Source organism: Coleofasciculus sp. G2-EDA-02 (genome assembly GCF_040226375.1).
Taxonomy (GTDB): Bacteria; Cyanobacteriota; Cyanobacteriia; order Cyanobacteriales; family Coleofasciculaceae; genus Coleofasciculus.
On the sequence record NZ_JAVKEW010000117.1, the window covers coordinates 22750 to 38908 of the forward strand.

10 protein-coding genes and 1 pseudogene are annotated in these 16159 nt (G+C 42.6%); 3 read left to right on the forward strand and 8 right to left on the reverse strand.

What is annotated here, in order from left to right; genetic code table 11:
* Nucleotides 1-8 precede the first annotated feature (8 nt).
* On the forward strand, nucleotides 9-629 hold the full coding sequence (locus tag RLO19_RS13130) for a hypothetical protein (RefSeq protein ID WP_446357013.1): 621 nt from the start codon (nucleotides 9-11) through the stop codon (nucleotides 627-629).
* A gap of 55 nt (nucleotides 630-684) precedes the next feature.
* On the opposite strand, the gene RLO19_RS13135 is transcribed toward RLO19_RS13130, so the two are convergent.
* The 4 genes from RLO19_RS13135 to RLO19_RS13150 form a co-directional block, all read right to left on the reverse strand.
* A complete protein-coding gene (locus RLO19_RS13135; protein ID WP_446357015.1) occupies nucleotides 685-6012 on the reverse strand; it encodes a protein kinase domain-containing protein in 5328 nt (1775 codons plus the stop codon).
* 207 nt (nucleotides 6013-6219) lie between these two features.
* Nucleotides 6220-6885, reverse strand: a complete 666-nt coding sequence (locus tag RLO19_RS13140) for a hypothetical protein (RefSeq protein ID WP_446357017.1) — start codon at nucleotides 6883-6885, stop codon at nucleotides 6220-6222.
* 127 nt (nucleotides 6886-7012) lie between these two features.
* Nucleotides 7013-8500, reverse strand: coding sequence for a hypothetical protein (locus RLO19_RS13145; RefSeq protein WP_446357019.1), 1488 nt, complete (start codon nucleotides 8498-8500; stop codon nucleotides 7013-7015).
* A gap of 189 nt (nucleotides 8501-8689) precedes the next feature.
* Nucleotides 8690-9772 carry an amidohydrolase family protein gene (locus RLO19_RS13150; RefSeq protein ID WP_446357021.1) on the reverse strand — a complete coding sequence of 361 codons (1083 nt, stop codon included), beginning with the start codon at nucleotides 9770-9772 and terminating at the stop codon, nucleotides 8690-8692.
* Nucleotides 9773-9869: 97 nt separating this feature from the next.
* Here RLO19_RS13150 and RLO19_RS13155 point away from each other — a divergent pair, with 97 nt between their 5' ends.
* Complete coding sequence (locus RLO19_RS13155; RefSeq protein WP_446357023.1) at nucleotides 9870-10496, forward strand: hypothetical protein; 627 nt, start codon at nucleotides 9870-9872, stop codon at nucleotides 10494-10496.
* On the opposite strand, the gene RLO19_RS13160 is transcribed toward RLO19_RS13155, so the two are convergent.
* From RLO19_RS13160 to RLO19_RS13175, 4 genes and pseudogenes are all read right to left on the reverse strand, one after another.
* Nucleotides 10485-12737, reverse strand: a complete 2253-nt coding sequence (locus RLO19_RS13160) for a TOMM precursor leader peptide-binding protein (protein WP_446357030.1) — start codon at nucleotides 12735-12737, stop codon at nucleotides 10485-10487. The genes RLO19_RS13155 and RLO19_RS13160 overlap by 12 nt on opposite strands.
* Nucleotides 12730-13515, reverse strand: a complete 786-nt coding sequence (locus RLO19_RS13165) for a Uma2 family endonuclease (protein WP_446357025.1) — start codon at nucleotides 13513-13515, stop codon at nucleotides 12730-12732. Before RLO19_RS13165 ends, RLO19_RS13160 begins: the two co-directional genes overlap by 8 nt.
* Before the next feature lie 242 nt (nucleotides 13516-13757).
* Nucleotides 13758-13958 (reverse strand): annotated as a pseudogene (locus RLO19_RS13170) (DUF29 family protein); the annotation flags it as partial.
* Between the two features lie 56 nt (nucleotides 13959-14014).
* Nucleotides 14015-15586, reverse strand: a complete 1572-nt coding sequence (locus tag RLO19_RS13175) for an NAD(P)H-quinone oxidoreductase subunit N (protein WP_446357027.1) — start codon at nucleotides 15584-15586, stop codon at nucleotides 14015-14017.
* Between the two features lie 80 nt (nucleotides 15587-15666).
* Here RLO19_RS13175 and RLO19_RS13180 point away from each other — a divergent pair, with 80 nt between their 5' ends.
* Entirely contained in the window at nucleotides 15667-15840 is a 174-nt protein-coding gene (locus RLO19_RS13180; protein WP_446357028.1) for a hypothetical protein, read from the forward strand.
* Nucleotides 15841-16159 lie beyond the last annotated feature (319 nt).

Here is a 16159-nt window from a genome sequence, read left to right on the forward strand (position 1 = left end):
AGTTTATCATGTCTAAATCTCCTATCCTTGAACCCGGAAAGTCTTACACCTTCCGTAATTATTTCGAGATGACCTATGAGCCAGATGACATTTTAGCTGAATTTGGCTTTTCTCTCCAACGCATCAGTCTTGACTTACCCCTATCTAAGACGAACTTCGACCAATTAACTGAACTTAAGAATAGCATTCAACGCCGCTTACCCTATGTTAGCCTTACCAGTGAAGCCGCTCGTCGAGAAATCCTGATTGCCCCTGTTGTTTTAGCGCTCATCGACTACACCCAAGCTCAACTCAGAATCGAGTATTCGATTAACGTCTCCAATCAACTCAAAGGCGCTCTCGACTACTACCTTCATACCCAGTATAATCTTCTAGTCATTGAAGCCAAAAATGCTGACCTCGCTAGAGGTTTTACTCAACTTGCTGTTGAACTCATCGCCCTTGACCAATGGATAACTTCAAACGAACCATTGCTCTATGGTGCTGTATCAACCGGAGATGTATGGCAATTTGGAGTACTGCATCGTGAGCAAAAAAAAGTTCAACAAGACCTCAACCTTTATCGGTTACCTGCTGATCTCAATGACTTATTTAGCCATCTCGTTGCTATCCTGAATAATAACCGCTGATGTCTATAAGGGAGCAGTAGGGTGGGCAAGAGCAACCAAGGATAATATAAGCGTTTCAAGGTTTATCACTCTTGCCCACCCTACATAGGGCTAAATAATAGCGAGCAGCCAGATCGTCTCCATGATAGTCTACGCATTCTTGAAATAAGCGTGCGGCTTCTGGGAAAGAACGCTGATGATACAACAGAACCGCTCGTTCAAACGTTTCTTTTGTGGCAATTTTGGCTTGCCGCAATTCTGGCGGATCGGCACAAAAGACTTCAAACAAGCCAACGGCTTGAGTTTTGCCTTTGACTTGGACTTTTCCGATAAATCGAAAGTCGTAGTCTAAAGGATTATTTAAACCTGCCCAAGTTTTATCGGTGATTAATAGCGAAACGCGATAGATTTTGGTTAATCCTTCCACCCGCGAGGCAAGATTGACTGAATCCCCAATCACTGTTCCATCCATCCGATCCATCCCTCCCACTGTTCCTATCATTAACGATCCCGTATGCAAGCCGATACCAATACGAAGGGGTGTGAGATTTCTTTCGTAGCGAGAAGAATTGTAGTTTGTCAACGCTTGCAGCATGGCGATTGCCCCTCGAATGGCATCATCGGCGGAATTGGGAAACAGTGCCATGATAGCGTCACCAATATATTTATCGATAAACCCGCCATGAGCTTTAATTGGCGGCTCCATATAACCGAGATAATCATTAATAAACGCAAAGTTTTCAGCAGGGGTCATCTGCTCAGAGATGGTGGTAAAATCACGAATATCGGAGAATAAAACTGTCATTTCCCCTTCGACTTGATCCCCCAGTTTCACATCAAGAATACTCTTTTTCTCTAAAAAGCTGAGAAACTGCGAAGGAACAAAGCGCTCGTAAGCCCGGTTTAACGCTGCCATATTGGTATAAAGTCGGGCATTTTCGATGGAGATGGCAGCTTGGGTGGAGAGGGTTCGCAAAAGAGCCACGCGATCGCGGGTAAAGGCGTTGATGGCAAGGTTATTTTCTAGGTAAAGAATACCGCTTAATTGCCCTTGGTTGATCAGGGGAATACAGAGGATAGATTTGGCTTGGGTGGCGAGGATATAGGGATCGTTGGTAAAGTCTCCTTTACGACAAGCATCGTCTAAGATAACGTTTTCTTTCAGGCGAGCGACATAATTGACGATGGCTGAGGAAAGTAAGGAATTGGCTTGTTCTTTTTCGGTTTCGATCGGAATGGATTGTAATAACCTTGTCTCGCTCTCATTCACCCATCTTTCTGCTTCAATAAACCAATTGCCTTCTTTTTCTATAATTAAGAAACATTTTTGCGCTCCAGCACTGGCAATGGCAAGTTTCATCAAGTTGGCGAGTAAGTTTTTTAAGACAATTTTTTGGGATAGAGTTTCTGATGCTTTAATCACGGTTTCAATGTCTAGGGATTTGGCATAGCGCCCAGAGGTTGTCGTGATATCGTCGGATTCTGAAGATTGGAAAGTAAACCATTGGGGATACTTTTCTTCTAACTGTTCAACTTTGCGTTTTGCCCCCCAAATTTGATAGCATTGTCTGGCTCTTCTCATATAGAGTTTAGCAAAGTCTTCTTTTCCTTGTGCCAGCCAGAATTTTCCAGCGAGTTCATTGCTTAATGCTTCATTCTGGATGAATTCGTGTTCTTTGGCGGATGCAATGGCGCGATCGTAGAGTTGCATTGCTTCTTGCCATTGACTAGAAATACGAGCCATTTCTGCGGCGACGAGGAGATATTTATGCAGGAAGTTTGCCTCGCAGTTATCTGCCCATAGTTTCATCTGTTTTTGATTGGCTTCGATTTTATGCCAGTATTGTTTTTGTTCTGATGGCGATGCTTCGGGATAGTGAGCGATGAGAGTTAAGGAATAATAAAAATTATGTTTGGCAATTGAACTCATCGCTGGAATATAATCAAATAACGTTTCTGCGTATTCCAGATCGTTCAAACTCATTGGGCGCTCGTATAGATATAGAGCCTGAGATTTGAATATATAATAAAAACAAACGGCGGAAACTGTCTTTTCTTTCCATTCTTCGAGTGCGGCGATTTCATTAAATTCTTCTCCCTCAAAACAGAATTTATCAGAAGTAAGACCCATTAAGTTTTCAAGAATAGCTTTAGCAGCAACGCCACAATCTATTGACCACTGGTTCTTATTTTCACTGGCAAATAATAAGCAGCGAGACACTTCTTTGAGGAGAAAATTTAAATTTTTACCTTGATATATCCAATTATAAATCCTATAGATAAGATGATAGCCAACTATTTGTAAATCGCCCCCTTGCAATCCAGCATTAATTCCGACTGTATTATATTGCTCCGATTGTTCAATTGGTTTTAACCAATGCACTGCCATGCCTGAATGAAGGAGATTAGCAAAACTTTTAGTATACCAATCCGAATATTTTTCAGCCAGTTTTACTCCAAGAAAACTATAGTCATAAGCCAAATTATATTCTTTAAAAACATGAGCTGCCATCATTGAAAAAAAACTGTAGCTTGTTGAAGATTTTTCAAAGTGACCGTATTTAAAATTAATATCGACTAATTTAACGGCAATAATATTACTTAATAATGGATTGGTAGCAAAAGTGGCAGGATGCAGTTTAGTTAGAATTTTTACAGCCGCTTTTTTTTCTGGGATTACCATTTCTGGGCTATCATATAAGGAGCTTATTTTTCGATCTCCTAAATTTTTTCTGTACTCTCTCAGTTCGGACTGGAAAGCTACGGAAAGATCTTGACAAGGAAGATTTATGCCCAGAGATGCCAAGGCAATGCGACCTGATTCAATCGCCTCAACCCATTTGCTCAATAAACTATATTCGACAATTTGGAGTAAGTAAAACTCTGTACGGTCAAGTATCGATTTTGATCGTTCCAGCGCTATAGAAATGAGAGATTGGGATTGATCAAAATCACCATTAAGATACTCAATTTCTGCCAGCTTTTTATAAAGATCGAGTGCCATTTCGTAATTTTCTTGCCAAATGTCTCCTGGAAATTCATCTGCTGCTAGACGTAAATAATTTTTTGATGCGGCATAGGCAATCGATTCTTTTGCTTTTTTTCCAGCATATAGATTCAGTTCTAATAGGTTTACTTTTTCGGTTCTATCGTCGATTAATTTAATTCCTTTATTCAGATGATCGACGATAGTAAATATTTTTTCTGCCATCTCTTGCTCACTAAAACTAGCCAGTAATAAGCGACCGATCTGAAGATGGACAGATTTTAGCAGATCGGGTTCAATCAGGGCATAAGCAGCTTGTTGAATGCGATCATGACGAAACTTATAATCTCGTACAATTAACGTAGATTCTAATAGAACTTCTGAGGTTACTTCCAACTCGGAGAGAGACTGAATTAAACCTTGTTGAATCGCTGGCAAAAGTTTTTGAAAGGTTTCTGAATCAGATTGTTGGTAAATAATTGAGAGCGTATTCAGATCGAAACGATTACCAATACAAGCAGCTAGAGGCAAAACAGTTTGGGTTGTATCGGACATTTTTCGTAACTTACCCAACATTAAATCCACCACATTATCCGTAATGTCTAGCGCGGCAATTTGTGCCGTTTCCCATTCCCAGAATTGGCGATCGCGATTGAACGTGAAGAGATTTTCCTGATTAATCGTTTTCAGAAATTCATTGATAAAGAAGGGATTACCTGAAGTTTTTTGTAAAATTAATTCTGCCAGAGAGTTAACGGCATCGCGATCGCGCTGCAGGGTATCAATTAAGAGTTGCGTAATATCCTCAATACTGAGGGGCGTTAAAATAATTTGATTAACGATTGCCCCTTGCTCTTTCAAGCGTTCAATTGTGGCAATTGTCGGATGATTGACATCAACTTCATTATCCCGATAGGCACCGAGTAAAAGAAAATACTCCGTGTTGCGATCGCTCATCATTAATTCAATTAACTTCAGCGTACCAAAATCTGCCCATTGCAGATCGTCTAGAAAGATAACCAGAGGATGATCTTTCTGGCAAAAAATGCGAATAAAGTGCTGAAAAACGCGATTAAACCGATTTTGAGCTTGTGTTGCTTCTAAGGGTTGAACGGGAGGTTGCTTACCAATAATTACCTCGATTTCGGGGATAACATCCACGATAACTTGACCGTTAATTCCCAAAGCATCATTTAACTTATCGCGCCATCCATTTAATTCTGCTTGGCTTTCGATTAACAATTGACGCACGAGAGACTGAAGGGCAGCAACAATGGCGGAGTAAGGAATATTTCGCTGAAATTGATCGAATTTACCAGCAATAAAATAACCGCGTTTCTGGGAAATCGGTCGATAGAGTTCTTGGATAAATGCCGTTTTACCGATCCCAGAAAATCCCCCCACTAACATCATTTCTGCTCGTTGTTTAGAGGTGGATTCTGTTGTATTTGACGAGTTATTTTCTTCGGTGACTCGCTTAAAAGTTTCTAGTAATTGTTCAATTTCTAATTTTCGTCCGTAGAGTTTTTGCGGAACTTGCAATTGTTCGGCAAAATCGCGACAAGCCAGGGGAAATTCGGCAATTTGTCCGGTTTGTTGTAACTGATTGTAACATTCTTCTAAATCGGCTTTCAATCCCAACCCTGTCTGATAACGTTCCTCGGCAGTTTTTGCCAATAATTTCATCACGATGCGAGAGATAATTGTGGGAATTGAGGGGTTAATTTCATAGGGAGGGATGGGTGCGCGGGCAATATGGCTGTGTACTAACTCTAGAGCATCGCGGCTTTCAAAAAGTAACCGTCCGGTTAGGAGAGTGTAAAACGTTGCTCCCAAGGAATAAAAATCCGTTCTGTAATCGAGCGTTCGGTTCATTCTTCCCGTTTGTTCTGGGGACATATATGCTAATGTTCCTTCCAAAACATCAGGATTTTTTAAAGTAGGGGTTTCCTTGGTAAAAATGCTAGAAATTCCAAAATCAATAATTTTTACTTGTCCGGTTTCGGGATTAAAAATAATGTTAGAGGGATTAATGTCTTTGTGAATAATATGCGCTCCATGAATTCCAGCCAATGCTTCAGCAAGTTGTATCGCGATTTGCAGGAACTCTAAAAGTGTAAAACACTGAGACTTGAGCCAAGTGTCTAACGATTGACCGCCAACGTCTTCCAACACGATGGCTAGAGTATTTTCATAAGGTAATAATTTATAAGCAGCGATCGCGCCTTTAATATTGAGAGAGCGAGTAATCTCATATTCTTGTTTATATCGCGTCAGTTCGGAGGGGTTGGGATAATCTTTTTTGAGAATTTTAAGGATAACGGTACGCTCGCCAGTATGAGGTAAAGCACGATAAACTAACGATTTATCACTCTCGTAAAGTTTAGCAATGATTTTATAATCCGTAATTGTATCCATTTTGCTCCCCACTGTTTTGTCTGTTTATGCTCCATTGTAGAGCGTCAATATAGACTTTTCCCAGTTTTCAACTATTTTAAGACGGGTTGAATTTAGTCCTCATAAATTAAAAAACTGATCAAGCATTCCATAATGTTCGATCAGTTTGTCAATATTTCAAGATATTTGATCTTCTAGTCTCTCTTCAAAATATTGGACAATGGTATTTTACGTGAAGGCAGTCGGGATATAAACAGAAGGGGGAAGGTAGTTTCCGCCAGGCTTCGGAGCTAGGTCACTTGCCCAGTATTTTAACTGTTCTTTCGTTACAGTAAGTTTACCCAATTTAGGACGGGGCGGGTAAGCAATGAAATTAATATATTTCTTGCCGTTCGTTTTACATTCATCCGGTGCATCTTCGATGTAACCACTAAATGCATTCGTTATAACTTTCACATAAAAACTTTTACTAAACTCTTCGTTTTCCGGTATTGATGTTATAAGACGCTGTCCAGTCATCTCTTTCATTACTTCGGATAATGTTAAGTTGATATCTTCACCTCCTGGTACTTTCTTGGTTTCTCCTACTAATAGGTTTAGAAGAGCTTTCGCCCAAGTTTCTGCATTGGTTTTTGAGTTTGGGTCACCGTAAGAGAGATAAGCATCCGATTCTTGAGCTTGCGTTTGGAGAGCCTTAACAAGCAACGCTTTCAGTTTTCTTTCGTCTTTTTCTTGCGGACTATCAGCAAAAGCTAAATAATCACACCACGTCCAAGCGGTTAATCGAGACCACTGCGTTACTCCCGCTTTAATTTCTGTTAACTTCTGTTTCAGTCCATCGGGAAGTTTAGTCTCTAACAAACAGGCACCAGGTGTAGGCTCAGATGTAGTCATTGTCGATTCTCCTTGAAATGATTTTTTTGTCTGTGGATTCAGTCAGACACCAACTGATAATGATTCATAGCTGAATCTAATGCATTTAATTATAAACTAAAACAACATTTTATGCCGATTTACTAGATTATTGATTGAAGTTGTCTTGGTTAGGTAACAGTAAAAAGCTAAAATCGGCATAAGTTTTCTTGTCTCTGAGTTTAGCTAATGTATGACAAGTAATACAAGAGTTGCCCTTCTCATCGATTTGAACATAAGGCTCTAAGGTAACATTTGCTAAACGCAAGGGCGTCACACCCCGTCCACCAACCTCTGCAAGTTTATAAGGATCGTAGGGATTTTCCAGCCACTGAACGCCAATGAGTTGATAATTTCGCCAAACAGAAGTGGCTAGTTTTTTCTGCCATTTCTCATTAAGTGACTGAGCAAATTTAGGGATAGGAACCAGCCGAGTAATTTGAGATGGTGTTTGTTCCTCAACGCCAGTAACAGTTGTTGTCACTGCATGAGGAAAATCCTGACGCCAAAGGTATGGTTTTTTAACATAAGGTGTATTTACTTGACAGTTTTCGGTACATTCAGAAGAATACAAATTGTAATGTTTCTGATCTCTCGACGCTGGCAGACTTGCGTTATCTGGTGCGTTATTGTTATGCTCAAAAGTCGCCCAAATCCACCCTTGTTGGCTAGTTTTTTGCATGATATGAAAACCGACTAAAGCTACAGGTACTGTGGTTTTTTCTGTCTTATTTTCGGGGGTTGTGACATTGAATGTTCGCTTTGTCGTGTAATATTTATCGGGGGCGGATGAGCCATCAGGCAACACCTTAGAATCGGGCAAAACCATCCACGATGCCTTAATTTCAATCGCTCCCATCCAGGTATTCACCTTGCAAGGGACATTGAGATGATCGGGAGTTTGCGGAAATGTTCCATTGGGTTCCTTAGCGCTGCATGCCAGTTGAAACAGATTATCTGTATTGTTAAACCCCTGGAGATTCTTATCAGAATACCACCCACTGTCAACAATTTGGTTAACCTCCACAGGATTCATGCGAATTTCATTCAGAATGTAGTTTCCGGCGCGATCTATTAAAGGCTCTTGACCTCGTGAAAAGATATGCAAATGATCAGTTGACTTAAGTTTCTCCGACTCTATAGTGGGTTCCGACGCAAATTCCGTCAACCGCAAGTCTTGATCGACAGACTGATTACCGTTAAAACCCAAACATTGAGGAGGAACAATCGGCTGAAGTTCGGGTTTTTCACCATCAGACTGAAAGACATCCTCTGGAAAATGGTAAAACTCCCAGACACGAGCCTTATCATGAGCTTGACCAATTTGCTCCTGTGAAGGTAAACCAGTCTGGCAATCTGCGGGCCAGTTAAGAGCGACAAATGTCTGCCAAGCGAAATCCCCAAACTTTATGTCCCGATTATCATGGACTAGGCTGGGATTGACGGGAATCGTTGCACTTAACTCAGCACGGGGTGAGTTATCGGTTTGAGTCCGAGCATTTTCGCTACTCAGCAGCAACAAACCACCACACACTACACAAGTCAGAATCACATACAAAATACTGATAAAGCGTCGATGAAGACTCATTTTAACCATTTTAACTTTGTCAAAAAACTATAGAATGCACAACATAAATCTTCTGTCAACTATTTAGCCTAGATCAAGTTTGATTTGTCAAGTATTTTTTTGTTAAGAAATCAATAGTTAAGTCAAGTAGTCAACTACACCGAACGATCGCACCAGCGCTTTACCTGCAACTTTTGCGCGATCGCAACTCCAACTCTTTCACGCCAAACCATAGAACCGACGGGGATTATGCCAAAGAATTTTTTCTAGGACTTCCTTGGATAATTGTCCTTCAAGTGCCACCATATCGGCAACCACATCGGGGTTATGATCCATGTGGGGATAGTCTGAACCAAAGATGAGATTATCTTCGCCTAGTTCCTCTAACAGCTTTGGAATATAGGTTTCTGAGGGTTCTACGGCAATAAAGCACTGACGATGAAAATATTCCGAAGGCTTCATTTTTACCGTATCTTTTACTTCCCAGCGTAAGTCTTCGTACTCGCGATCCAGTCGCCACAACCAGTACGGTAACCAACCACAACCCGACTCCAGAAATCCCACCCGAAGTTGCGGATGATTTTCCAAGATTCCCCCTTCAATTAATGTCAATAATGCCATCATTTGTTCCATCGGGTGAGAACAAGCATGGAGGGCAAAACGAGAGTGGAAACGATCCGCACCCGCACTGGGTACTCGGCTATGAGTTGTCTCATGGAGACTAACCGCAATATTGAGGTTCTCGCATTCTGTCCAAAACGGTTCATAAGCCGGATCATTGAGCAATCTTCCCTTAACAGGATTAGGGCGCAAATAGACAGCTTTCCAGCCAAAATTGGCAATCCGTCGCAATTCGGTAACCATCTCTTCCGGATCATGTAGATTCACCACCCCAACGCCCTTTAAAATGGCTGGATTATAGCTACAAAAGTCTCGCAGCCAATTATTATAGGCGCGGATATAAGCACCGACTTGTGGAGAAGCCATGGTATCAACACCGCTAATCCAGGAGAGGTATGTCGGATAAATAAATGCCATATCCACTCCCATTTGGTACATGGCTTGCACTTGAGACTCTGGGTTAAATTCTTTAGCAAAGGAAAGAGGGTGCGATCGCGCCACTTGTTTAGCGCCCTCATCAATCAATGTACCCGAATACTTGTTCATCACTGATACCCCTTGAATCTTCAGATCCGGAGTCGGGGCAAAGTCGCGAAATGCGGGTTCGAGATAGGTTTGCCAGAGGGAATCCGGTTCGTAAATATGGGCGTCTGCATCAATAATTCGATAATCGTTTAGCATGGTAATGTAATTAGTAAGTTGAACTCCTGCTTCCCCTGATAGTAATGAGCTACATTATTCATAACCAAAGCCCGATTGCCTCTTCAAGGAGAATCCTATGTCCTACAGCCAATTTACTCTAGACGATATCGAACCTAACTTTAATGTAACCATTACAGAAAAGGTCGGTATCTTCAATGAAATTCCCCCAAAAAAACACAGCCAATTTCTCCAAGAATTACTCAACTATAACATCCCCTTAGCCCTAGATATCGCTACCGAAAAAGCTAGATCAGAGATGATCATCACCCCTATTCTAATCGAACTGAAAAAACAATTCAACTCTCAAATCAGCTTATTTTCTGGCAAGGAATTTAATGTCGATCTGGAAAAAGGATTAACGGGATATTGCGATTATCTCATCAGTTATTCACCATCCCAACTCCTGATTAAATCCCCAGTTATCACCCTAGTCGAAGCCAAAAATGACAATATTCAATCCGGTTTAGCCCAATGTATGGCAGAAATGATTGCCGCCCAATTATTTAATCAAAACCATAGTAATTCAATCCCAACCATTTACGGTGGTGTAACCACTGGCACCAACTGGAAATTTATGAGATTAACCGAAAAAATAATTGAAGTTGATTCCCAGGAATATTTTCTCAACCCCATCAGCAAAATTATTGGCATATTGAGTCATTTTATTCGGACTGGCGCTGACTCAATAGGGTTACATCCATAAAGGAATTGGGTTCAATTCTGCCTCCGTCAACGGTTGTTCCAGCCAATCCATTTGTACGGGAACATCATACAATCGTCCTGAACCTAATCGCTTCCAGAAATGCCGCAAACCGGGAACGATTACTTTAACCACATTTAAGCCGATATCGGGGCGGGTTTGATCGAGAACTAGCATTTCCATCCCCTTTTCCTGAACCAGATTCTGACAGTATTTAATATCGTCTAAAAAATCCTCATGCCAAATTATCGCATAATCAGCGTTACACTTAGGAGCAACGCCGCGATCGGGGATTAAATAAGGTTGATTTGCTAATGTTGCCGTTTTCCACCAGTACAATACATGAGGTTCCGCCGATATAGCATAGCGCGTCGTACCATCGGGATTCGCATTCAAAACCGCCGGAAGCATTTGACAAACTTCTGTTAACGCTCGTTGTATGGCTAGCTTGGGGTCAAAATGAGTACCAAATCCCAAAATAATATCTTCAACCTCGCGATCGCGTCGTCGAGAAATAGCGGCAAATGTGGGAATAGTTATATCGCTAGTGATATCAATAACCCAAAGTTCCCGCCCGATGGATTGGTAATAATTGGTGATAGCGGTAAAATAAGCATCGTCAAAACTCTCTAAATCTACGCTTGGTTTTTGCAGGCGATTGTACCACCACAACGCCACACTATCTCGCTCCACCAATTCCAAAAATCCATGTAAAATTGCCTCTTCTAACGTATTCCCAGCCGCACAGCCATTAGTCGTTGCCCAACAGTCGGGATTGGCTGGCTGGGGATAGCCAAAATAACAATAAGCTGTGGGTAAATATTTAAATGCTTGCTGAGTTAAGGACCAAATTGGAGTCCACTCAATGTCCCGAATTTCATCAAAGGGTTCTGGAACCTTCTGAAACTGATCCGTACATTGAGCATTCCATCGCTTTCGATTGTCATATTGAGCCTGACTGAAGTTCATACAAGCATTCGGATGAATGGCTCCATCGCCGAGGTTTTGGTAACTGCTCTTAATCCGGATTTCATCGCCTTGAAAAATACTCGAATATCGCTCGATGGCTTCACCCAAACCGCTGGCTTTGGCTTGAGTATCGGTTCTTCCTTTGCCAGAACTTCTCCCGCCAATATTTTTTTGCAAATTCTCTAAATCGTCAAATATGGAGGCACAGTGATGCTTAGCGGTATAGATATGAGCAAAACCATTAAAATCATAAGGCAGCTTTTCTAAAGAACGCACGACTCCCGATAGGGGACTAATATGATGTTGGTAGCGTTCTAAGGTTTCTTCGGGGGTAATGTAACGATGTCCGCCATCCTGGGTAAACCGTTTCTGGCGGCTACCCAGAATTACAGGTAACGGGCGATCGCGTTGGGGTTTAAGGTAGCCACAATCGGGACATTGGGGGCGTTTGACAATAACGTGATTTTGTATGGCTAGAGATAGGGTATTATAGGTGACAATCACCCCTTCCAGTCGTTTATTTTCGCCTTGAAGAATCCATTTGAGAATCTCATTTCTTGCCATTGCCAGAGCCGTTTGTTGAGTGATTTGCAAATCCACAAGGGGAGGGGTTAAAGGGGAAAGGTTATCTCGGCGTCGCTGAATAAATCCTTCTGAGGGTCGATTATTTCCTAATCGCTGTGCCAAACAGTGCCAACATCCGGTTTTTCCTGGCTGAAAAATGGGTCCGATCCAAAGCAGAGTCCCGACGGGTTTAATTAACATCCAAGGACGAGATTTTTCCAGATTGGCTCGGTTAATCGCGGCTAATTCCTCTCGTAAATAGTCGTCGGTTATGATAATTTCAATATCTCCCTCATCGCCAACTTGGATGTGCGATCGCGCTAAGGTTTCAATTAAATCTTTGCCGGATTTGGAAGAGGGTGCTCTAACGGTAACCTTAGTTGATTGCAATCGCTTGTCTGCTTCTTTGGTATCGACAAGCAAAGACTCGCACAATAAAGTGAAATTCGGATCTAACAGGGGTTCATTTTCAATAATTAATCCCTGCTGCTCCAACTCCATCAGCGCATAAAAGAGATAAGCCTCTGGGAATTCGTTGCTGAGTTGGCGAACAATTTCCTCCTGAGTTCTCTTACCATCCAGCAAAGGGATTAACCGTTGATATAAAGAATCGTTTAGGAATACTGTCCCGACTTCCGACAATAAAAAGATACCGTCTGGGTCAAGTTTTTCCCAACGGAAGCTGTTTTTTAATTTTGGCTTTTTAATCATCATTATTGACATTGGGATCAATATTCATCGCTCTCAGGCGATCGCGCAACGCCTGTAACTCTGACTCGGCGCGATCGGATCTCTGTTGCTCTCGTTCGGCTCGTTCTCGTTCTCGTTCTTTCTCTTGTCGTTCCTGTTCAGCTCGTTCTTCCCCAGTTAGCAATAAATTACCCTGACTATCCCACCAGCGCAACCAAGGTAACTCCATATTCTGATATCGTCCTTGCCAAATTCCCAATTCTACTCCCAACTCTTCAATCGCAAAGTGTTCCCGCTCATTCGCCGACATGAGTTGGTAACGGTTTTCCAGCAAACGATACACCTCTACCCGCTCTCGTTGGACTTCATAAATGCCGTAATACGTTGGTTGAATGATTGTTTCGTAAATCCAAAATTTTCCTTCCCAGGGGGTTTTATCTCGTTCCTCAGATCCATTTCCCGACACAAATTCCAAGACAATTTGTGGGGAAACCTGTTCTTGCCATAGCACGTAAGAGCGTCTTATTTGTCCGTCCAAATCTGGGGGTACATTAGGCACGTAAAACCAATCATGAGCTTCCGCACCATTGAGGGCAGAGTCAGTGATGCGCCAATATATGCCACTATCTTGACCAATGCAATACTGTCCGTCGGGATGACGGCGATTAAGAATGGGCAGAATTGAATCGGTAAGTAGAATGCTTTGAGGATGTTCTTGAAAATTCTTCACAAAAGTACCATCTTCGCAGGGAAGTTGGGTATGGTCAGGAAGCGACGTGGAGATTTTGGGAAACGTCATGACAGTACCAAGAATACTGTTGTGATTTTATCATAAGTACCTGGAAGTAATTCTGAGTCGTGATCGCCAAGAACTTTCTACTCCCGGTGACGCCAACGAGTTTACAGAACCCGTACTGGGTTCCCAATCCTTAGTCACAGTCAACGGTTCACGCCATCAACGCCAACTGCTCATGCCCCATTTCCATGGCGATCGCGTCAACGCGGCAGAGTCGTTGATTGAGAATACATCAGGACACGATATTAATCAACATCGCCAGCTTCATCGACAACAAACCAATCTTCATCCAGGGCTTGTTCTAGGGAAATATGAGCATCCTTTGGCAGTGAAAATAGTTTAGACACCGACTTAACCGCTACAGGATAGGCTTTGGCATACATCGCTTCTAGTTCAGATTTTAAACTCGGACTGTCTTCTAAACGCTGTTGAATTTGAGCGCGAAAATATTCTCTGTCGCTGCACTAGATCCCCGACTTCTTGAAGAAGTCGGGGATCTAAATTAATCTCGCGATAAATTCGCATCAATTGATGCAATCGGTTGGGTGTGAGATTGAGCTTGGATCACCGAAGAGTGCAGCATGGACGTATTTGTCACTGAATTATTGGCGAGGGTAAATAGGGGATTAGACAAAATTCCCGCCAGAGAGGTGACAACAACAGAAAGAACTAAACCCACTTGCAATGGACGCATTCCGGGTAAATTCCAGCGGATTTCCGGATAATTTTTCACCGCGTCGGACATTTCTTGGGGTTCTTTAACCACCATCATTTTGAGGACGCGGATGTAGTAGTAAATGGAAACTACAGTGGTAATTAGACCTAGCAAAACTAAGCCATACAATCCGGCTTGCCAACCTGCCCAAAACAGGTAAATTTTACCGAAGAATCCCGCTAAAGGTGGAATTCCGCCTAAGGACAGTAAACAAATACTTAATCCTAATGTCAGCAGGGGATCTTTCTGATACAATCCCGCATATTCGCTGATTTGATCCGTACCGGTTCGCAGGGTAAACAGAATCACGCAAGCAAAACCACCTAGGTTCATGAACAAATAAACCAGCAGATAGAAAATCATACTGGCGTAGCCTGCATCTGTTCCCGCAATTAAACCAATCATGACAAAGCCGGCTTGGGCAATGGATGAATAGGCAAGTAGGCGTTTCATGCTGGTTTGGGTAAGTGCTACCACATTCCCCAACACCAGACTTAAAATAGCGAGGGCAGTAAAGACAAAGTGCCATTGTTCGCTAACCAGGGGAAACGCAGTTACCATTAAACGAATGGCGAGGGCGAAGCCTGCGGCTTTAGAACCGACAGACAAGAAGGCGACAACGGGAGTCGGGGAACCTTCGTAAACGTCAGGTGTCCATTGGTGAAACGGAACCGCAGAAATTTTAAAGGCAATTCCCGCGATCGCAAAGACTAAGGCGATTAAAATACCCAAGGATGGGGTAGATTCTAAACGAGCAATACCTGTCGCGATCGCATTTAAGGTAGTTTCGCCGCCAGATAAGCCATACAGCAACGACACGCCATACAGAAACACCCCAGAACTCGACGCGCCAATCAGTAGGTATTTCAGCGCCGCTTCATTGGAACGAGGATCACGCTTCATATATCCCGTCAACAGGTACGACGAGATACTCAGAGTTTCTAGGGAAATAAAGATGGTAACCAGTTCATTTGCACCACTGAGGCACATCGCCCCCAAGGTAGCGGTAAGTAAAATACCGATAAACTCGGCTAACGAGGTGCCAGACTGCTGAACATAGCGAATCGATAACAAAATGGTTACCGTCGTCGATAAAGCGATGATGCCGCGAAAGGCTATACTCATGGCATCCCCATTAAACCCACCAAAAAAAGCCAGGGGTTGGGCAACATCCCAGCGATAGTATAGGGCAACCAAGGCAACCAGCAGTCCGCCGATGGCGACGTAAGGCAGGATGTTAGCAGAACGTTTACCTGCAATCAGATCAATTCCTAAAACCAGTAACAGGGTAATCACGACGATTCCCTCTGGCAAAATTATCCCAGCATTAAGCTGGGCAGCAATAGTGGCAAAATCCATTATGGTCTATGCTTAGGGTCGTATCCAGAGACTAACGTTCTTATCATATCGGTGATTGGTACAGCTTGTAGAGACGCACCATGGAACGTCTCTACCCAACCAAGATTGAACACCACAGCCAAAGGAATCCGGAGCAGATGTCAGTTAACGTAATCGCGGAAGTCCTCACCCTCAACAATAGTAGGGTGAGGATGGACAGCGGAAAATTGAGGCACGAAATTTTCAAATTACATGATTTAAACTCTATTTTTTAGTGTTATAATAACATTAACCCTCCTAGGTCTACATGGTAATGCATGGGAAGACAGATGGTTGGGCTAGGTGTGATAGAGATGTAGTCCTTGCGCGTTAATGAACTCGACCACCGTTCGTGAAAGCGTCCTCCAAAAGAATAGCGCAAGATGTCTAATGGCATTATCCGGTTAGAACTCTAACCATAAACCGCTCTAACCAAGCGGACTAACAAAATATCACTGTCTGCGGGAGGCGGACGGCTGCCTGTTGATGCTGAGTAAGACCATCACCGGATTTAGTTCCGGACTTTCTCGTTGCTGAAAGTACCCAACGTGGCAT